We start from the raw sequence: 18,015 nt of genomic DNA, 5'->3' as shown, positions 1-18,015 counted from the left end.
CGGGAGAGCTTCCGAAGAACCGCCGTCATCCCGTGCCTCCCGGGGAGCGACCTCGCGATGTCGTGAGCAGGAGGATGTCCGTTCCCCCCGGCGAACGGACGGGAGCGACATCGGGCGCGGCGAATCCCGCCTCGACGAGTTCGCTCGACAGGACCTCGTGACCGAGCACGTGCAAGCGGCTGGTGAGCACGGGCACCGATGCACCGGCGTCGATGTCGGACGCTCGAACCCAGTTGACCACGCGGACGGCGCCGCCTTCCTCGATCTGCTGCGAGAAGAGATAGGTGTCCGTTCCGGCGGTTCCGGGGACCGTGATCTCCTCGTCTCTCGCCGACGCCAGGCTCTCCGCGGCGGCGCCACCCGCGACGGTCAGGGCGAAGACCCCGTCCGGGGTGAGGTGCTCATGCACGCGCGCGAACAGCAGCGATCGATCCTCGCGGTCGAGCAGGGTCACGGACGTGGCTCCGAGCACGATGAGCCCGTAGCGGCGTCCGAGGTGGAAATCGCGCATGTCCGCGACGACGCAGTCGAGCCTCGGGTGGTCGGGCATCGCACGGCGGAGGTGCGAGAGCATGTCTCGCGAGGTGTCGATCGCGGTCACCTGCTTGCCGGATCGCAGCAGCGGGATCGTCAGTCGCCCGCTCCCCGCCGCGATGTCGAGCACGGGGTCGGCGGTGACTCTCGCGAGCCCCAGCACCTCGCGGACCTCCACGCGATCAGGGCCGACGAGCCGCTCGTAGAAGTCCGTCCCCGCCCCGGTGTACAGGTCGAGCGGCTGCGCCACGGCATCGGCGCTGTCGAGAAGTGCCGACACGGTGTCGGTGATCAGGTCTGGCATTTCGGTTCATGGCCTCTCTGGGATCGGAGGGGAAGTGCGGGCGAGAGGACCCGCCCGCACTCCGGTCAGGTCGCGATGGCTGCCGCCCCGCCGATGATGGCGATGATGTAGCTCGCGTGCTCCCACCATTCGGTGGGCGCGTCGATCTGTTCGAGTTCCGAGAACTCCAGCGACGTCGTCTGCACAGTGCACCTCCTTCGATTGGTCCGTTCGGCAGCTGTCTAGGTCAGAGCGAGAATTCCGATGATGACGCCCACGGCGAATCCCCGCATGTAGTCATCGGTGTCGTTCAGCGCGTCCATGGCTTCGAGCTCTGTGAATTCGAGCGTCGGCATTGCGGCTTGCATGTTTCCTCCTTTCCGATGTCGACCACCTCGTCGGGATCGCGTCAGGTGGCAGCGGCCGCGCCGATCCCGATGAGGACCAGAGCACCGATCACGCCCTGATAGAAGCTGTCCCAGCTCGGCGCCTCCATCGCGTCCAGCTCCTGGAACTGGATCGTCTTCTGCGTGTTCTCCTTCATTCACTTCACCTCCTTCGGCTCGAACATCGACGGTCGGTCACCTGCACCGACCGCGTGGCTGCTCCAGCGGGATTCGCGGAGCACGTCGTGGAAGTCGCCTTCGACCAGGCCGGGCAGCATCGGCTGACGGTTTCCCCATGCGCGCTCCGTGGTGAGTGCGATGTGGCGCATCTCAGGGGCCGCGGGGCGTGACGGAAGCGGGATCCGCCATCGCTCGACGAGTGCCTCGATGCCGGTGGCGGGATCGACGGGCAGGTCGATCACGCCGGCGACCTCGGTCCAGAAGCGCTCCAGGCTGCGCGCATCGCCCCATCGTGAGTCCCCGGCGCCGATGCGGCGCCAGACGGCGCCGCAGACCGCCGCCGTGGCGACCATCTTGCGAACACCCAGTCGGAACGCCACCTCGTTCGCGAGGTACCAGTGCCGCGCGCTGAAGGGATCGCCCCCACGCAGCGCCGATGTGCGCTGCGTGGCGGCGCTGAGACGTGCCAGACGCGATCGTCCCGCAGTCGAGACGGTGTCGTGCGACGCCGCCGCGAGGAGGGCCCTGCCGAGGACGCTGGCGTCTCTGCGCGCTCTGTCCGTTCGCCGAGGACTCGTCGAGGCACCGGCGACACGGAGGAACGCCTCCAGCGCCCCCTCGGTCACCGCCGCGGAGGGGAGGGAACTCAGCTGGCGCGGATCGAGCACGGCATGCCGCGGTCGCAGAGCACGGCCGACGATGAGACGGTAGCCCTGGTCGTTCTCGAGAACGGCCACGCAGTTCGTCTCCGACGAGGTGCCGAGCGTGGTCGGCACAGCCAGGAGGTCGACAGCCGGCGCCGCATCGGGCAGTACGGTGAGGGCCGATCGCGACGCGTGGCCGATGGCGTAGTCGAACATCCGTCGAGACACGAGCACGAGCGCGGCGATCTTGCTCGCATCGAGAATGCTCCCGCCCCCGACGGCCACGACCCTCCGCGGCGGACGGCGGATGATCTGCCGCGCGATCTCTCGCACGGTCGTCACGTCCGCCCGTTGCGCGTCGACGTCGATCCGCCGTGCCGCGCATCCGGCCAGGTGCGACGACGGGACGGCCGTGTCCGCGATCACGAGGGTGTCGTGTCCGGCGGTGAGGCGCGTGATCGTGCGCGATGCGCTCCCGTCTCCGTGCCACAGCGTGGGCACACGCGCCGAGAAGTCCGTGATCATGCCGCTGCACCCCGCGTGTGGGCGAGCCCCGCTCGCACCGCGGTCTCGGTCTCGCGGAGCTCCGCCGCGTCGAATCCGTACGCGGGTATCAGCTCGATGGAGCTCGGGCCCGGCTGCACCAGCACACCGCAGCGGGCGATGGCCGAGACGACCTCCAGCACCTCCGGGCCGGACAGCCCCGTCTCGTCGGGGTGTCGCAGACCCAGACCGACGAAGCATCCGCTCCCGGTGATCTCGGTCACCACGCCGTCCGCTTTCAGCCGCGCGGCCAGGTCCTGCACCTCGGTCGCGAGCGCCTGGGTGACGGTCTCCACGTCGATGCGCCGCAGTTCCTCGATCACCGCGACGATCGCCGCGGCACACGCCGGGGTTCCGGCCTGCGTCTCACCGTGCACGAACGTCCACCCGCCTCGGATGAATGCCGTGGCGATACGCGGACCGATCAGGAGGGCGGCCGCACCCATCACGCCGTTCGTCAGCGCTTTCGAGAGGATGAGCACATCGGGCGGCGCGGCCCACCTGTCGGTGGCGAGCATGGTTCCGGTGCGCCCGAATCCCGTCGCGACCTCGTCCGCGACGATCAGGAATCCGTACTGTTCGCGCAGTGCGAGAAGGCGCTCGACGAACGCACGGGACAGCGCATATGCGCCGCTGCCGAGCACGGGCTCCACGACCACCGAGGCCACTCTGGTGCCTTCCCGCTGCAACAGCGCAGCCAGCTCCTCGCCGTCGTCGGCGTGGGAGACGTGGCGGACCGCGCGACGGTCGACGCCGTAGACGGACTGCAGCAGGTCGTCCCCGCTGAGGACGTGGCTGCCGTACATGGTGCCGTGATAGCTGCCCTTCAACCCCACGACCAGCGACCGAGCCGCCGAGCCGGTCTGCGCCCAGTACTGCCGTGCGAGCTTCATGGCCGCGTCGTTCGCCGCACCACCCGAGGTGGAGAAGATGACCCGGTCGTACCGGCCAGGACCGGCGAGCTCGATGAGGGCATCCGCCGCATCTTCGGCGTAGCGATGCGGCGCCCGGAACAGCGACAGGTACGACGCGTCACGCGTGACCCTGGCGACGGCCTCGCCGATGGCCGGGTTCCCGAAACCGAGCGGCACGTTCCAGAGTCCGCTCGTGGCGCACAGGCGCGTGGAGCCGTCGGCGAACGCGATCCGGTGTCCGGTGGCGCCGACGGCGACGCGATCCGGCGCGAAGGTCGTGTCCGCGGGGAGCATCGACGTCCACAGGGCGTGCGGTGCGGTCATCGTGGCGCCTCCTCCGTAAGCCGTCCGGAGAGAGGTCTGCCGCCGTGGATCCCCAGCGCGATGACCGCCTCGCGGCATAGCACTCTGGCGTGGTCGTCCGGAATGCCGAGCGTCTGGGCCACGCGTTCCGTCGCGCGGTCGGGTGTGCTCGAGGTCTGGACGAGGGCCACGACGCGGGCCGTCTGCGGTGAGAGCAGCTGACGACGCAGAGTCGTCGTGTCCGCGAGCACGAAGCCTTCCGGGGTGTCGAGGAGGAAGGGGTCCGATGAGCGGGGCTCGGCGTCGGCGAGGTCGTCGTCGACGAGCAGCCAGCCGAAGCCCGAGATCCGCGCCGTCCCGTTCCCGAGCCCGAGCATCTTGATGAGGTCGGTGGCCCGGAGGTAGCGCCCGATCCACTCGTGAGCTCCGAGGTCGCCGGCGATCCGCTCCCTCCGCGCGATGCCGGACAGGGAGGCCGCGCGCGGCAACGGGGTGGCGAGGATCGCAGGCAGGTCGCCGACCTCTCCGAGCACCTCGCCCTGCACGCCCGCTCTGACCGATCCGTCGTCACCGATGCGCAACGCGCTCGGGACATCGAAGCCGTCGGGCGCTGACAGCGTGTGTCGATCGGCCAACAGCACGCGCGGATCGATCAACGCTGTCGGGAACACCCCGGTGTCCCGAGCGAGTTCCGCGTCGTCGATGAAGGCCTGCCAGCTGGAGGCATCGAAGAATCGGACCGCCGTGGGCCCGATGATCTGGATGAACGCCGCGGCGACGTAGTCCTGGAGCTCGACGCCGCGCTCACCGAAGAACACCTCGTCCCCGGGCTCACTCACGGCGCCGTCGTACCTGCCGACGCCGGCGACGCCCTCCCACGACGGGGTGCCCTCGGGCAGCAGGACCAGGTCGTCGCTGCCCGCCACGTGGCGGACGGCATCCGTCTCAGCACCGCGCTCCACGAGGAAGATCCGTGAGTGATGCTCCCGCTCTCCGGTGATCCACTCCCGGAATGCTCGCGCTCCGAGGAGGTGCGGATCCGTCGCGTTCTGCCCGGGCATCAGGAGGCGGCCCGCCGACTCGCGCCGAGATCGATCCCCGCATCGCGCAGCTGGTCGCCGAGTCTGTGCATCAGCGGCGCGATGCCCGTCGGCCGCACGCCGAGTTCGAAGGCCAGCAACCCTGTCGCCGATGACTCGTCTCCGGTGGCCAGCAGGCATTCGGTTGCCCGCGCAGCATCGATTCCGAGTCGGAGATGTATGCGGCGATGCGGATCGACCAGGACATACTCCTCTCCGTCGTCCGTCATGAGCAGAGGAGCGTCGGCCGACACGACGACGGGAAACGCCGCACTCTCGTCCAAGGCTCTGATGAGGTGTCCCCCGAAGCCGGAGATGGTCGGACGGCCACGGCTCCCGCGCCAATCCCGCAGCGCATCGAGCGCTGCCAGGTAGCGCCCGAACCACGGACGGTCGTCGAGGTCGGCATCGAGCACGCGAGGATCCATGATGCGGGCGAACGGCCTTCCGCGCCCGCCGACTCCGTCGGCGGCGACCCGCACTTCCGCTCTCGCGTCGCCCACCTGGCCGAGTAGCGCTCCGTCCGGGCCGTCGCGATACTCTCCGTCCGCCGTCACGTGCACGCGGACGAGGCCGCCACCGCACGCAGCGCTGGCGAGGAACGACGCGCGGGATTCCAGAGTCGCCATGGGGCTCAGCAGCTGGCCGACGAAGATCCCGTCGTCTCTGGCCGTGTCGGCATCGCTGAGGAAGGCAGCAAGCCCTTCGGCGCTTCCCTGACGGATGACGGTGGGCGAGACGATCGAGAGGAACGGCGCGGCGACGTACTCCTGCAGCTCGACGACGTGATGAGCGTCGAGCACCAGTCGGTCACCCGGCTCGCGGAAACGACCGCCGTACTCCATGACGTTCTCCTGCGCGAAGGAGGTCGAACGCGACGGCGTGAACACGACGTCGTTCCGCCCCGCCTCCCGGAGCACATCGGCCAGATGCGTCGCCGTCTCGAGGAAGAACACCGCCCCATCGCCGAGAGCACGCCGTCCGCTCACGTATTGCTCGAAAGCCGTCACGGTGCGGTGGCTGCGTCTCGTCATCGTCGAACTCGCCTGCATGCTTCCCCCAGAGAAACGTCGTATCGCGATCGAAGACGATACGTCCTCACATGAGGCTATACACGTGACGGGTGACGTGCAATATTTCACATCGATGGACGTTCGCGCGCGGACTCCCGCCCTGTCACGCAGCCCTCCCCGCATCGGATAGGATGGACAGGTTGTTCCTTGGTGACGTGTCCGAGCGGCCGAAGGAGCACGCTTGGAAAGCGTGTGTTGTGCAAGCAACCGCGGGTTCGAATCCCGCCGTCACCGCCGAAAACGAGAAAAGCCTCCGCGCCAGCGGGGGCTTTTCTCGTATTCATCGAGCGCTGGGGATTCGGGGAGGCACGAGCGCAGCGAGCACCGGAGTCCCGCCGTCACCGCCGAAAACGAGAAAAGCCTCCGCGCCAGCGGGGGCTTTTCTCGTTCGTGTCGGGCGCGGTCCTCCGCTCAGTCGTCGAAGCGCACGCCGTAGATCTGTCCGCCCGGTTCCGCCGGCAGTCGCGTCATGCCGAGGCGCTCGTAGAAGGCGGCTGCGCCCGTGTTGTCCGGGTCGATGCCGAGGTGCAGGCCGCGCACTCCGCGTCGGGTCAGCTCGGCGAACAGCGTCTCGATGAGTCGGCGCCCGAGTCCCTGCCCCTGGGTCTCCGGAAGCAGATCGATGTGCAGGTGAGCGGGGTGGTCGACGACGTTCGGCTCGATGCCGGCCGCGCGGCTGTAGCCGTAGTCGATCATCCTGTCCTCGCGGGTGACGATCTCGGCCGGTCGCGGGTAGCGGGCCTCGAGGGCGGGCCACCACTCCTCTCGGAACCACGTGTAGAAGTCGTCGGTGTCGTCGGTCGCCACGATGTAGCCGATCGTCCGCTCGTCGTCGCTCTCGACCACCCACGCGAGGTCCGGATGACGCTCGGCGTAGGGCGCGGCGAACAGGTCGCCCCACAGCGAGTCGTCGGAGAGGACGCCGGTGGCATCCGCTCCGGCATCGGCCGTCTTCACGCAGATCTCGTACAGCGCGGCACGATCGGTGGGGCGGTACGGACGGATGCGAGACAAGACGACTCCTCTGGAGGGAACGGGGCCTCTCAGCCTATCGGCGCCTCGACCGCCGGCTTCCCGTTCTGCTGCACCCACGGAAGCAGCCAGGCGGCGAGCACCAGCACGACGCCGGCACCGACCAGAGCGCCGCCGAGGGTGTCGCTGGCCCAGTGCACCGACAGGAAGGTGCGCGAGAGCGCCATCGCGAGGATCCACGCCGCACCGACGATCGCCACCCAGACCCGCGGGAACAGCACCCAGAGCACGAGGGCGATGGTCGCGGCGTTCGCGGTGTGCCCTGACGGGAAGGAGCCGTAGTCGCTCACCACCAGCATGTCGTCGGGTCGAGCGCGGCCGAAGAGCTGCTTGAGCACCTGCACACCGGCGGCGCTCGCGGCGAAACACAGTGCGGCGAACAGCGCACTGCGCCACCGACGCGCCAGCACGAGCGCCAAGATCACCAGCAAGGGCACCCCGAAGATCGCGACCCATCCCCCGCCGACCCAGTTCAGGACGAGGGCGAAGTCGACCATCCAGTCGGCCCTCGCTCCCGCGACGGTGTCGTTCCACCAGTTGTCGAAGCCCGGCGTCTGCGGGTAGGCGAACACCACCACGGCGCCGAGAATCGTCGCGAGCGCGAGGAGGCCCACTCCCCACCACAGCAGCATCCGCCTGTTCATCGTCCCATTCTGTCGGACGATGCCTGAACGCTCAGGGAGCGAGCATCCCGACCGTGCGCGGGCGCACCACGAACCAGAGCGACAGGATGCCGATCGCGGCGCAGCCGACCATGACGGAGGCCATGGTGGTCGCGGTGATACCCGCGTCATGCGAGAGCCAGCCCACGACCGGCGAGATGAGCCCGGCGACACCGAAGTTGGTCGCACCGATGATCGATGCGGCGGTCCCTGCGGCCTTCCCATGACGGTCGAGCGCGAGGACCTGCACGTTGGGGAACGTGAATCCGCAGGCCGTCATGAAGACGAACAGCGGGATGACCGTACCCCACAGCCCGAGACCGAGCTGGTCGGTGACGATGATGGCCGTTCCGGCGATGAGCAGCACGGCGGTGGAGTAGGCCATGACCCACTGCGGCCCGAAGCGCGCGGCCAGACGTGACGCGGTCTGGACTCCGACGACGACGCCGAGCGAGTTCACCGCGAACAGCAGACCGTACTGCTGCGCGTCGAGCCCGTGCGTCACCTGGAACAGGAAGGGGGACGCCGACAGGTAGGAGAACAGACCGGAGAACGTCATTCCGCCGATCACGAGCACGCCCAGGAACACCCGATCGGACAGCACCGAACGGTACCGCTGCAGCATGGTGGCACCGCCACGGTCCTGACGCCGCGCGACGGGAAGGGTCTCCGGGATGAACAGGATCGTCGACAGCAGCATCACGATGCCGTAGGCCGCGAGCACCCCGAAGATGCCGCGCCACGGCATGAGCGTGAGGAGCCAGGAGCCGATGAGCGGCGCGATGACCGGAGCCACACCGGAGACCAGGGCGAGGCGCGAGAGCATGACGACGAGTCGACGCCCGCCGAAGAGGTCGCGCACGATCGCCATGGCCACGACTCCTCCGGCCGCAGCGCCGATACCCATGAGCACGCGTGCCACGCTGAGCAGCGCGAGATCCGGGGCGAAGGCTGCGCCCACACTGGCCAGCACGTGCAGAGCGGTCACCGCGATGAGCGGCACACGGCGCCCGACCTTGTCGCTGAGCGGACCGACCACCAGTTGACCGAGCGCGAAGCCGATCATCGTTCCGGTCAGGGTCAGCTGGATGGCGGCTGCCGTGGTCTGGAAGTCCTGCTCTAGAACCGGGAAGGCGGGAAGGTAGAGGTCGATCGTGAACGGGCCGAGGGCCGTGAGCGCGCCGAGCAGGATGATGTACAGCGTGCGACGGCCGAGGGAGATGGCATCGCCCGGGTGCAGCATGATCGGCGCGGTCGCGGGGTTCGCGCCGAGGGTGCGGATGGCGCCGGTCGCGGTCGGGATGCGGATGCTTCCCGTCGCGGTGCGTTCCGGCGGCGAGATCTTCGGTGCGTCATCGGCGGAATCCTCCGCCTTCACGACGGGGAGGGAATCAGTGCGGGGAGCGTCGGACACGACGTCCTTCCAGAGTTCAGGGGATGCAATGGTCGAATCGATTCGACCAGGGGAAGCCCCCATGTTACCGCCGCCCGGACCGCTTCCACACGGACGAGAACGGAGAACGCACCTCCGCGGATCCGCGGAGGTGCGTCTCAGAAGGCGCCTCGATCAGCGCGAGATGCGGTCGAGTCCCTGCTCGAGGTCGGCGATCAGGTCGCCCACGTCTTCGATTCCCACCGAGAGCCGCACGATGTTCTCCGGGACGGCGAGCTCGGTACCTCGGACGGACGCGTGCGTCATGTCCGGCGGGTATCCGATGAGCGACTCGACACCGCCGAGCGACTCTGCGAGCTGGAACACCGAGGTGCTCTCGACGAAGGCGCGCGCCGCGTCGGCGCCGGCCGCGAGACCGAACGACAGCATCCCGCCGAAGGCGCTCATCTGCTTCGCTGCGATGTCGTGGCCGGGGTGCGAGGCGAGACCGGGGAAGTACACCTGGGCGAACTCCGGGCGGGCCTGCGCCCACTCGGCGATGGCCTGAGCGTTCTCGGAGTGCTGGCGCATCCGCAGCGCGAGCGTCTTGATGCCGCGGGTCGTCAGCCAGGCATCCAGCGGTGCGGAGACCGCGCCTACCGCGAACTGCTGGAACTTCACCTGCTCGAAGAACCGATCGTCCGCGAACACGACCGCACCGCCGAGCACGTCCGAGTGGCCGCCGAGGTACTTGGTCGTGGAGTGCACGACCAGGTCGGCGCCGAGCGCGAGCGGCTGCTGCAGCGCCGGCGAGGCGAAGGTGTTGTCGACGACGACCGTGAGACCCGCCGCATGCGCGATCTCGGCGATCTGCGCGATGTCGACGATCTTCAGGAGCGGGTTGCTCGGCGTCTCCAGCCAGACGATCTTCGTCTCGGGGCGGATGGCGGCTCGGAGCGCGTCGATGTCTGCGAGCTCGACCGTCGTCGTCCCGATACCCCAGGGCGCCAGCACCCGGGTGAGGAGCCGGTACGTTCCGCCGTAGACGTCGTTGCCGAGCAGGACGTGGTCTCCCGGCTTCAGGATCCCGCGCAGCAGCGCGTCCTCCGCCGCGAGCCCCGAGGCGAAGGACAGCGCGCTCGCACCTCCCTCGAGAGCCGCGAGCTGCGTCTCGAGCGAAGAACGTGTGGGGTTCCCCGCGCGGTTGTACTCGTACCCTGAGCGCAGGCCCCCGACGCTGTCCTGCACGTGCGTGGAGGACTGATAGATCGGCGGGATGATCGCGCCCGTGACGGGGTCTGGCGCTTGTCCTGCGTGGATGGCTCGGGTGGCGAAGGCGTGATCGGACATGCTCCTCAGCCTACGTCCGCGCTCGCACGGACGGCCGTCCGGTTACGCCCCGGGTCGGCCGATATCCCGACATCCTCAGCGCGACAGATAGGCGAGCAGATCCTGACGCGTCAGCACCGTGTGCGGCTTGCCGTCTTCGGTCACCAGCAGCGCGTCGGCATCGGCGAGCGCTGCCTTGGCCTGAGCGACGGGAGCGTGGATGCCGACGAGCGGCAGCCTCTCCCCCACGTGCGCCCCCACGGCGTCCGTCGCGTTCGCCTCACCACGGAACAGCAGGTCGAGCAGCCCCTTCTCGTCGACGGTGCCGACCACCTCGCCCATCATCACGGGCGGCTCGGCGCTCAGCACGACCAGCTGCGAGACGTCGTACTCGGTCATCATCCCGATGGCCTCGAGCACGGTGTCGGTGGGATGGGCGTGAACCAGGTCGGGGATGCCCGCGCCCTGTCGCGACGGACGAGCGGCGAGCACGTCGGCGACGGTCTCTCCCTCCTCCAGCTCGCTGAAGCCGTAGGAGCGCATCCATCCGTCGTTGAAGATCTTGCCCAGGTAGCCGCGCCCGCCGTCGGGGAGCAGCACCACCATCACGGCATCCGCGGGCAGATCCCGCGCGACGCGCAGCGCACCGACCACGGCCATGCCGCTCGATCCGCCGACGAGGACGCCCTCCTCGCGGGCAAGCCGCCGCGTCATGGCGAAGGCCTCTGCGTCTCCGACCGCGACGATCTCGTGCGGCACGGTCGGATCGTAGGCACCGGGCCAGATGTCCTCGCCCACGCCCTCCACCAAGTACGGACGACCGGTCCCGCCGCTGTAGACGCTCCCCTCGGGGTCGACTCCGACGATGCGCACCCGTCCGTCGGAGACTTCACGCAGGTAGCGCCCCGTGCCCGTGATCGTGCCACCGGTACCGACGCCGGCGACGAAGTGCGTGACCTCGCCGTCGGTGTCGCGCCAGATCTCCGGCCCCGTCGTCTCGTAGTGGCTACGCGGGCCGTTCGGGTTCTCGTACTGGTTGGGCTTGAAGGCACCGGGGATCTCGCGCGCGAGCCGGTCGCTCACGCTGTAGTACGACTCGGGACTGTCGGGGGCCACCGAGGTCGGCGTCACGACGATCTCGGCGCCGTAGGCCCGCAACACGTCGATCTTGTCCTCGCCGACCTTGTCCGGCAGCACGAAGACGCAGCTGTAGCCGCGCTGCTGAGCGACGAGCGCCAACCCCACTCCGGTGTTGCCGCTGGTCGCTTCGACGATCGTGCCCCCGGGCTTCAGGTCGCCCGACGCCTCCGCGGCATCGATGATCCGCGCGGCGATGCGATCCTTCGACGACCCGCCGGGGTTCAGATACTCCAGCTTCACGAGCACTGTGCACGCCACACCCTCGGTGACGTGATTCAGCTTCACGAGGGGCGTGTCGCCGACGAGGTCGACGATCGAGTCTGCGTACTTCATGACTTCAGGGTAGACGCGCGGATGCCGCGACCGGGGCTGTGTTGCACCCGACCGCGGCATCCGTCCTCTCGAAAGGCCCCCGGTGTCTCTCGAAGGTCAGCCCTTCGTCGATCCGGCCAGCAGGCCGCGGACGAAGTAGCGCTGCAGAGCGAAGAACACGATCAGCGGCACGATGATCGACACGAAGGCGCCCGCCGTGAGCAGATACCAGTCGTTTCCTCTGGTTCCGGTGATCTCGGCCAGCAGCTTCGTGATCGGCGCGGCAGCTCCATCGGCGAACACCAGTCCGACGAGCAGGTCGTTCCAGACCCACAGGAACTGGAAGATCGCGACGGATGCGATCGCCGGCATCGTCAGCGGCAGCACCACGCGGAAGAAGATCTGGCCGCGGGACGCACCGTCGACGCGGGCCGCCTCGATGATCTCCCCCGGGATCTCCGACATGAAGTTGTGCAGCAGGTAGATCGCCAGCGGCAGCGCGAACATGGTGTGCGCGATCCACACCTGCGCGTAGCCGTCCGACGCGCCGAGCGGCTGCGTCACCTGGAGGCCGAAGAGATTGATCCCTCGCGAGAACGAACTCAGCAGCGGCACCAGGGCCATCTGGATCGGCACGATCTGCAGGGCGAACACGAAGATGAACAGCGCGTTGCGGCCCTTGAAGTCGATCCACGCGAAGGCGTAGGCCGCCATCGAGGCGATCATCAGCGGTACGAGCGTGGCCGGGATCGTGATCGCGATCGAGTTGACGAACGACTCGAGGATCGTGAGCTGCGTCGTGCCGGACTGCAGCACGTCGACATAGTTCTCGACCGTCACCTGCGGATCGGCGAAGAACGTCCACCATCCGCTCGACTGGATCTGATCGCGCGGCCGGAACGAGGAGATGAACAGCCCGAGCGTCGGGATCGTCCAGAGCACCGCGATCACGATGGAGGCGACGGACGCCCAGGGGCGCGACAGCTTCTTGCGAGCGCGTCCCGCGGAGCCTTCGATGCCGCCTCCGGTCGTGATGGCGCGGGTGCTGACAGCGGTTTCGGACTTCACGGTGTCGGTCATCGGATCTCCCGCTGCTTCTTGATCTGGCGTGCGTTGTAGATGACGATCGGCAGCACCAGGATGAACAGGATCACGGAGAGCGCGGCACTGCGTCCGGCCTCGAACTTCGAGAACTGGGTGTACATCTCGTTCGCGAGCACCGAGGTGCCGTAGTTGCCGGCGGTCATCGTCCTGACGATGTCGAACACCTTCAGCGAGGCGATCGAGATCGTCGTCAGCACCACGATCAGTGCGGGGCGGATGGAGGGGATCGTCACCGAGATGAAGCGCTCCCAGGCATTCGCACCGTCGAGCTCCGCCGCTTCGAGCAGTTCCTGCGGCACGCCCTTGATCGACGCGGACAGCAGCACCATGGCGAAACCGGTCTGCACCCAGATGAGCACCACGATCAGGAACAGCGTGTTCCACGGCTCGTTCAGCAGCCACTGCTGCGGCTCACCGCCGAACCACACCATGATCTGGTTGAGCAGACCGATCTGCTCGAACTGGGGGCCGCGGTACTCGTACATGAACCGCCAGATGATGCCAGCCCCGACGAAGGAGATCGCCATGGGCATGAACACGAGGACCTTGTAGATCTTCTCGCCGCGGGTGCGGTCGATGAACACCGCGTAGGCGAGACCGACGATGGTCGACACGGTCGGAACGAGCAGCACCCAGATGATCGTGTTGACGACCGAGGTGATGCCATCGGACTGCGTGAAGATCCACAGGTAGTTGGCGAACCCGACGAAGTCCTTCCCCGACGAGTTCAGGAACGACGAGTACATCGTCTGGATGGACGGCAGGATCAGGCCGACCAGCAGCAGCAGGATGGCTGGTGCCATGAAGGCGACGAGCTGGATCAGATAGCCGGCGCCGTCGCGTGATCGATAGTCGAGCCAGAAGAACAGCGCCCCGACCGCGACCGCCACTCCCATCGCCCAGTAGTAGGAGTTGAAGAACCACATCACGGCGAACGGGATGAGCAGGCACATCGCCAGCCGGATGCCGGTGTAGAGCGCTCCCCTGCGTGGAGCGATGTCCACGAGGAACAGGATGAGCGCCACGACCACCGCGAAAGCGATGACGACGGCGACCGCCTGCAGGATCGGCGGGAGCGAGCCGATCCACTGGAAGAAAATAGTCGCGTTCACGGATTCCCCTTCATCACGCGGAGCGTAACGACGACCGCGCATCGGCGTGCGGCGTCGAGAGATGAGGAGGGCTGCCTCCCAGAGGGCAGCCCTCCTCGTCTATCAGCTGGCGGGCCAGCCCGTCTGGATCTGCGTGAGGACGTCGTCCGTCGGCGTGCCGTTGACCCAGGCCACGATGCCCTTCCAGAACGTGCCGGCGCCGACGGCACCCGGCATCAGGTCGGACGCGTCGAAGCGGAAGGTGGTGTCCGGGTCCTGAAGGATCTTGATGGTCTCCTGCAGGATCGGGTCCTTCGCGTTCGCCGGGTCGAGGCCGTTGTTGGCCGAGGTCACGCCGCCGAGGCTGACGCGGCTGTTCGCCCACTCAGGGCTCGAGAGGTACTCGAGCACCTTCTGGGTGGCCTCGGAGTCGGTGAACGCTCCGACGATCTCACCGGCACCGGTCACGGCCTTGTCGTCGGCGCTCTCACCCGGGAGCATGAACGCCCAGACGTCGCCGTCCTCTGCGACCGTCGTGCCGTCGGGGAAGAAGCCCGAGAGGAACGAGGCCTGGTGCGTCAGCGCGCACTCGCCGGCGGCGAGCTTGGGAGCGACGTCACCGAACGCGGTGGAGTTGATCGAGCGGACGTCACCGAAGCCGGCGTTGACGTTGGCCGGGTTCAGCAGGACCTCGCCGACCGAGTCGAACGCCTGCTTGATCTGCGGGTCGGTGAACTTGACCTCGTTGGTGACCCACTGGTCGTAGACCTCCGGACCGGACTGACGCAGCACGTAGTCCTCGACCCAGTCCGTTCCCGGCCATCCGGTCGCGGTGCCCGACTCGAAGCCGGCGCACCAGGCGGGCGTGCCCGTCGCAGCCTGGATCTTGTCGGTGAGGGCGCTCATCTCATCGAGCGTGGTCGGAACCTCGACGCCCCATTCCTTGAACTTCGCGGGCGAGTACCAGATCCACCCCTTGACGTTGGCCATGAGCGGAGCGCCGTAGAAGGTGCCGTCGACCGTGCCGTAGTTGACCCAGTCCTCGGTCCAGTACTCGTTGGCGTTCTTCTCGACCGCTTCCGGAGCGGGCTTCAGGTAGTCGCGGTCGGCGAAGTCGGCGAACAGGCCCGGCTGCGGGAAGATCGCGATGTCCGGCGGGTTGCCGCCCTGTGCGCGGGTGCCGAGCTGCGTCTCGAAGTCCTGGCTGCCCTCGTACTTGATCGTGATGCCGTTCTCGTCGGCCCAGTCCTTCCAGGACTCCTGGAGGAGCTTCGCCTCATCGTCGACGATCGTGCCGTAGATCGTGACGGTGGCGTCGCCTCCGTCTCCTCCGCCGGTGCTCGGTGCTCCACCGGGAGCCCCGCATCCGGCGAGCGCGATGCCCGCGACCCCCAGCAGGGCGAGCGGCGCGTAACGCCGGGAACGCTGTGACAGAGTCATGTGAATTCTCCTCTTCGAGTACAGGTTCCCGGCTGGTGCGACGCCACCCCGGGGCATCGTTAGGGAACCGATTCCAGGCCAACCTACTGGCGATCAGCATCACCGCACAACACGCTAGGGTCACAAGCTCGCAACCATTCGCGGTGCTCGCATCACACACATGGGAGCGCTCCCTCGCCGAACGCCTGGAACCGGTTCCTTTTTCGCGTGCCGGCGGCTACGCTGTGACGCGGCGCGCACCCTGCGCCGGGTCCACGCAGCCGCGTGATCAGGTCGAGGAGGACCGATGAGCACGATCGCGGACGTCGCGTCACGTGCTGGCGTGTCGAAGGCCACCGCGAGCCGCGCCCTGAGCGGCCGCGGATACGTGTCGACAACAACCAGGCAGCGCGTCGCGGACGCTGCGCGCGAACTCTCCTACGTCGCCCATTCGTCCGCGACAAGCCTGGCGACGGGGCGCACCCGCACCGTGGGAGTGGTCATGCCCCCGGTGGACCGATGGTTCTTCGCCGAACTGCTCGCCGGAGTGCAGGAGTCGCTCTTCGCTCTGGACTACGACCTGTCGCTGTACGGCGTGCCCGAGGGCTCGAAGACCAGGGAGCGGCTGTTCGAGAGCATCCTCCCCGGGCGCCGCTTCGACGGCATCATCGCGGTCGGCATCCAACCGAGCGCCCGTGAACTCGAGCGACTGCAGCAGGCGGGGCGCCCCCTCGTCAGCGTGGGGCCCTACAGCGAGGGGTCGAGCGCCGTGTCCATCGACGACACCGCCGCCGCGCGTATCGCCACCGAGCATCTCATCGAGCTCGGGCACACCGACATCGCCTTCGTCGGCGGATCGACGGATGCCGCGGAGCTGAGCTTCGGCGATGCACAGCGACTCGACGGCTATCGTGGCGCCCTGCGGGCCGCTGGTCTCTCGGCGCACGCCCGCATCGCCGGCGCGGCCCCGACCATGCCCGGCGGCTATACGGCTGCGGCCGGACTGCTCGGCGACAGACGCCGACGCCCGACCGCGATCGTCGGAGTGTGCGACGAGGCCGCGATCGGCGCGATCATCGCGGCCAGACGTCTGGGGATCGCCGTTCCGACGGAGCTCAGCGTCGTCGGAGTCGACGATCACGAACACGCGGACATGTTCGCGCTGACCACGATCGGCCAGTCGCCGCGTGATCAGGGGAACGAGGCAGTGCGTCTGTTGACCAGACAGATGGAGGATCCCGACGCTCCGCTCGAACGCGTCGACGCGCCATCCGCCCTGGTCGTGCGCAGTTCGACCGCTCCCCCGCGCTGAGCTCGCAGGGCGACGACATCGCGGCGTCGAGGCCGGTGGGACTCCTCGACGGACATCGGTGCGGGCGACCGGGAACGTGTGGAACGCCGGGAACGCGCAGCCATGGAATGCACGGCCATGGAATGCACGGCCATGGAATGCACGGCCATGGAATGCACGGCCATGGAATGCACGGCCATGGAATGCACGAAGGCCCCGGGCGAACCCGGGGCCTTCGATCAGAAACGCGTGAGCGTCGCGATTACTTGAGGGTAACCGTTGCGCCTGCCTCTTCGAGAGCAGCCTTGGCCTTGTCGGCGGTCTCCTTGTTGGCGCCCTCAAGGACGGCCTTCGGGGCACCGTCGACGACAGCCTTGGCCTCGCCGAGACCCAGCGAGGTGAGCTCGCGGACGGTCTTGATGACCTGGATCTTCTTGTCGCCAGCGGCCTCGAGGATGACGTCGAAGGAGTCCTTCTCTTCCTCAGCCTCAGCAGCGCCTGCGCCACCCGCAGCACCGGCGACGGCGACGGGAGCAGCAGCGGTGACCTCGAACTTCTCCTCGAACGCCTTCACGAACTCGTTGAGCTCGATGAGGGTCAGGCCGGCGAACTGCTCGAGCAGTTCCTCGGTGGAAAGCTTCGCCATGATGTATCTCCTAGATAGATGGGGTTTGTAGACGAGATCGCCGGTCGCTTACGCGGCCTCTGCGGTCTCCAGCTTTTCGCGAAGAGCATCGATGGTGGCGGCAGCCTTGCCCATCGTCGCCTTCATCATGCCCGCAGCCTTCGCCAGCAGAACCTCACGGCTCTCCAGCGCGGCGTACTTGTTGACCTCGTCCGCGGTGAGGGCGTTGCCCTCGAAGATGCCGGACTTGATCACGAGAAGCGGGTTGGCCTTGGCGAAGTCACGCAGAGCCTTGGCGGTGGCGACGAAGTCACCGTGCACGAACGCGACGGCCGACGGACCCTTGAGGTCGTCGTCCAGCGCGGAGATGCCAGCCTTGTTGGCGGCGATCTTGGTCAGCGTGTTCTTCACCACGGCGTACTCAGCGTCCTGACGGATGCTGTTGCGCAGCTCCTTGAGCTGGGCAACCGTCAGACCGCGGTACTCGGTCAGCAGAACGGCAGTCGAGTTCTCGAATGACTTCGTGAGCTCGGCGACCGATGCATCCTTCTGCGCCATGGTCACTCCTTGGTGTGTACGAGGCGCCGCACGGTGGTGAGGCGCCGACCTGGACCACCTGCAAAGAGAAAAGCTCCGGCGCAAGCGCACGGAGCTTTGGAAAGTTCGTGTCCTGCGCGGGCCCCTGCGATGCAGAGCTTC

Annotated in this window: 19 protein-coding genes and 1 tRNA gene; 2 read left to right on the top strand and 18 right to left on the bottom strand. The window is 67.9% G+C overall.

All coding sequences use genetic code 11. The features are described 5' to 3' along the window. Positions 1-25 precede the first annotated feature (25 nt). The 8 genes from mpaM to mpaB (DSP71_RS13670) form a co-directional block, all read right to left on the bottom strand. Complete coding sequence (gene mpaM, locus DSP71_RS13690; RefSeq protein WP_113681364.1) at positions 26-838, bottom strand: daptide-type RiPP biosynthesis methyltransferase; 813 nt, start codon at positions 836-838, stop codon at positions 26-28. Positions 839-903: 65 nt separating this feature from the next. Further along, positions 904-1,023, bottom strand: a complete 120-nt coding sequence (gene mpaA3, locus DSP71_RS24550; RefSeq protein WP_307723493.1) for an MpaA3 family daptide-type RiPP — start codon at positions 1,021-1,023, stop codon at positions 904-906. 36 nt (positions 1,024-1,059) lie between these two features. Next, positions 1,060-1,185 carry an MpaA2 family daptide-type RiPP gene (gene mpaA2, locus DSP71_RS23860; RefSeq protein WP_257021928.1) on the bottom strand — a complete coding sequence of 42 codons (126 nt, stop codon included), beginning with the start codon at positions 1,183-1,185 and terminating at the stop codon, positions 1,060-1,062. A 41-nt stretch (positions 1,186-1,226) separates the two neighbouring features. Beyond that, positions 1,227-1,361, bottom strand: coding sequence for an MpaA1 family daptide-type RiPP (gene mpaA1, locus DSP71_RS23855; RefSeq protein WP_257021926.1), 135 nt, complete (start codon positions 1,359-1,361; stop codon positions 1,227-1,229). After that, positions 1,362-2,552: a daptide-type RiPP biosynthesis dehydogenase gene (mpaC, locus tag DSP71_RS13685; RefSeq protein ID WP_113681363.1), complete on the bottom strand. Its 1,191-nt coding sequence runs from the start codon at positions 2,550-2,552 to the stop codon at positions 1,362-1,364. Then, positions 2,549-3,808 (bottom strand): daptide-type RiPP biosynthesis aminotransferase, encoded by a 1,260-nt coding sequence (gene mpaD / locus DSP71_RS13680; protein WP_113681362.1) that lies wholly within the window; start codon positions 3,806-3,808, stop codon positions 2,549-2,551. Before mpaD ends, mpaC begins: the two co-directional genes overlap by 4 nt. Beyond that, positions 3,805-4,848, bottom strand: coding sequence for a daptide biosynthesis RiPP recognition protein (gene mpaB, locus DSP71_RS13675; protein ID WP_113681361.1), 1,044 nt, complete (start codon positions 4,846-4,848; stop codon positions 3,805-3,807). The genes mpaD and mpaB (DSP71_RS13675) overlap by 4 nt, the downstream gene beginning before the upstream one ends. Continuing rightward, positions 4,848-5,900: a daptide biosynthesis RiPP recognition protein gene (gene mpaB, locus DSP71_RS13670; RefSeq protein WP_230977812.1), complete on the bottom strand. Its 1,053-nt coding sequence runs from the start codon at positions 5,898-5,900 to the stop codon at positions 4,848-4,850. The genes mpaB (DSP71_RS13675) and mpaB (DSP71_RS13670) overlap by 1 nt, the downstream gene beginning before the upstream one ends. A gap of 188 nt (positions 5,901-6,088) precedes the next feature. Between mpaB (DSP71_RS13670) and DSP71_RS13665 the strand changes: the two genes are divergently transcribed. Beyond that, positions 6,089-6,173, top strand: a tRNA-Ser gene (locus tag DSP71_RS13665). A 177-nt stretch (positions 6,174-6,350) separates the two neighbouring features. Here DSP71_RS13665 and DSP71_RS13660 read toward each other — a convergent pair. The 8 genes from DSP71_RS13660 to DSP71_RS13625 form a co-directional block, all read right to left on the bottom strand. Further along, on the bottom strand, positions 6,351-6,953 hold the full coding sequence (locus tag DSP71_RS13660; protein ID WP_113681360.1) for a GNAT family N-acetyltransferase: 603 nt from the start codon (positions 6,951-6,953) through the stop codon (positions 6,351-6,353). Positions 6,954-6,982: 29 nt separating this feature from the next. Then, the gene (locus DSP71_RS13655; RefSeq protein WP_257021924.1) at positions 6,983-7,615 is read right to left on the bottom strand and encodes a phosphatase PAP2 family protein; all 633 of its coding nucleotides are present in this window, start codon (positions 7,613-7,615) and stop codon (positions 6,983-6,985) included. 31 nt (positions 7,616-7,646) lie between these two features. Beyond that, positions 7,647-9,047 (bottom strand): multidrug effflux MFS transporter, encoded by a 1,401-nt coding sequence (locus DSP71_RS13650; RefSeq protein ID WP_171011033.1) that lies wholly within the window; start codon positions 9,045-9,047, stop codon positions 7,647-7,649. A gap of 153 nt (positions 9,048-9,200) precedes the next feature. Next, positions 9,201-10,355, bottom strand: coding sequence for a cystathionine gamma-synthase (locus tag DSP71_RS13645; RefSeq protein WP_113681358.1), 1,155 nt, complete (start codon positions 10,353-10,355; stop codon positions 9,201-9,203). A gap of 75 nt (positions 10,356-10,430) precedes the next feature. Next, the gene (locus DSP71_RS13640) at positions 10,431-11,807 is read right to left on the bottom strand and encodes a cystathionine beta-synthase (protein WP_113681357.1); all 1,377 of its coding nucleotides are present in this window, start codon (positions 11,805-11,807) and stop codon (positions 10,431-10,433) included. 96 nt (positions 11,808-11,903) lie between these two features. Beyond that, positions 11,904-12,866 carry a carbohydrate ABC transporter permease gene (locus DSP71_RS13635; protein ID WP_113681356.1) on the bottom strand — a complete coding sequence of 321 codons (963 nt, stop codon included), beginning with the start codon at positions 12,864-12,866 and terminating at the stop codon, positions 11,904-11,906. Next, entirely contained in the window at positions 12,863-14,002 is a 1,140-nt protein-coding gene (locus tag DSP71_RS13630) for a carbohydrate ABC transporter permease (RefSeq protein ID WP_197073161.1), read from the bottom strand. The genes DSP71_RS13635 and DSP71_RS13630 overlap by 4 nt, the downstream gene beginning before the upstream one ends. A gap of 102 nt (positions 14,003-14,104) precedes the next feature. Beyond that, on the bottom strand, positions 14,105-15,421 hold the full coding sequence (locus DSP71_RS13625) for an ABC transporter substrate-binding protein (protein ID WP_113681355.1): 1,317 nt from the start codon (positions 15,419-15,421) through the stop codon (positions 14,105-14,107). 286 nt (positions 15,422-15,707) lie between these two features. On the opposite strand from DSP71_RS13625, the gene DSP71_RS13620 reads away from it, so the two are divergent. Further along, positions 15,708-16,712, top strand: a complete 1,005-nt coding sequence (locus DSP71_RS13620; protein ID WP_113681354.1) for a LacI family DNA-binding transcriptional regulator — start codon at positions 15,708-15,710, stop codon at positions 16,710-16,712. A 241-nt stretch (positions 16,713-16,953) separates the two neighbouring features. Here the strand turns inward: DSP71_RS13620 and rplL are convergent, their stop codons facing one another. Both rplL and rplJ read right to left on the bottom strand, forming a co-directional pair. After that, entirely contained in the window at positions 16,954-17,337 is a 384-nt protein-coding gene (gene rplL / locus DSP71_RS13615) for a 50S ribosomal protein L7/L12 (protein WP_046747880.1), read from the bottom strand. A 48-nt stretch (positions 17,338-17,385) separates the two neighbouring features. Next, entirely contained in the window at positions 17,386-17,874 is a 489-nt protein-coding gene (gene rplJ, locus DSP71_RS13610) for a 50S ribosomal protein L10 (RefSeq protein WP_017829129.1), read from the bottom strand. Positions 17,875-18,015: the final 141 nt, after the last annotated feature.

This window comes from Microbacterium sp. H6 (assembly GCF_003314775.1).
GTDB lineage: Bacteria > Actinomycetota > Actinomycetes > Actinomycetales > Microbacteriaceae > Microbacterium > Microbacterium oxydans.
Note: the sequence above shows the minus strand (reverse complement) of the source record. Positions and strands in the feature narration are given on the sequence as shown.

What these genes read in the sequence shown, in the direction of transcription:
- DSP71_RS13655 (WP_257021924.1), bottom strand. Translation starts at nt 7,615, where the DNA reads ATGAACAGGCGGATGCTGCTGTGGTGGGGAGTGGGCCTCCTCGCGCTC.
- mpaA2 (WP_257021928.1), bottom strand. Translation starts at nt 1,185, where the DNA reads ATGCAAGCCGCAATGCCGACGCTCGAATTCACAGAGCTCGAAGCCATG.
- DSP71_RS13620 (WP_113681354.1), top strand. Translation starts at nt 15,708, where the DNA reads ATGAGCACGATCGCGGACGTCGCGTCACGTGCTGGCGTGTCGAAGGCC.
- rplJ (WP_017829129.1), bottom strand. Translation starts at nt 17,874, where the DNA reads ATGGCGCAGAAGGATGCATCGGTCGCCGAGCTCACGAAGTCATTCGAG.
- DSP71_RS13625 (WP_113681355.1), bottom strand. Translation starts at nt 15,421, where the DNA reads ATGACTCTGTCACAGCGTTCCCGGCGTTACGCGCCGCTCGCCCTGCTG.
- mpaB (WP_230977812.1), bottom strand. Translation starts at nt 5,900, where the DNA reads ATGACGAGACGCAGCCACCGCACCGTGACGGCTTTCGAGCAATACGTG.
- mpaD (WP_113681362.1), bottom strand. Translation starts at nt 3,808, where the DNA reads ATGACCGCACCGCACGCCCTGTGGACGTCGATGCTCCCCGCGGACACG.
- mpaM (WP_113681364.1), bottom strand. Translation starts at nt 838, where the DNA reads ATGCCAGACCTGATCACCGACACCGTGTCGGCACTTCTCGACAGCGCC.
- DSP71_RS13640 (WP_113681357.1), bottom strand. Translation starts at nt 11,807, where the DNA reads ATGAAGTACGCAGACTCGATCGTCGACCTCGTCGGCGACACGCCCCTC.
- DSP71_RS13635 (WP_113681356.1), bottom strand. Translation starts at nt 12,866, where the DNA reads ATGACCGACACCGTGAAGTCCGAAACCGCTGTCAGCACCCGCGCCATC.
- rplL (WP_046747880.1), bottom strand. Translation starts at nt 17,337, where the DNA reads ATGGCGAAGCTTTCCACCGAGGAACTGCTCGAGCAGTTCGCCGGCCTG.
- DSP71_RS13645 (WP_113681358.1), bottom strand. Translation starts at nt 10,355, where the DNA reads ATGTCCGATCACGCCTTCGCCACCCGAGCCATCCACGCAGGACAAGCG.
- mpaA1 (WP_257021926.1), bottom strand. Translation starts at nt 1,361, where the DNA reads ATGAAGGAGAACACGCAGAAGACGATCCAGTTCCAGGAGCTGGACGCG.
- mpaC (WP_113681363.1), bottom strand. Translation starts at nt 2,552, where the DNA reads ATGATCACGGACTTCTCGGCGCGTGTGCCCACGCTGTGGCACGGAGAC.
- mpaB (WP_113681361.1), bottom strand. Translation starts at nt 4,848, where the DNA reads ATGCCCGGGCAGAACGCGACGGATCCGCACCTCCTCGGAGCGCGAGCA.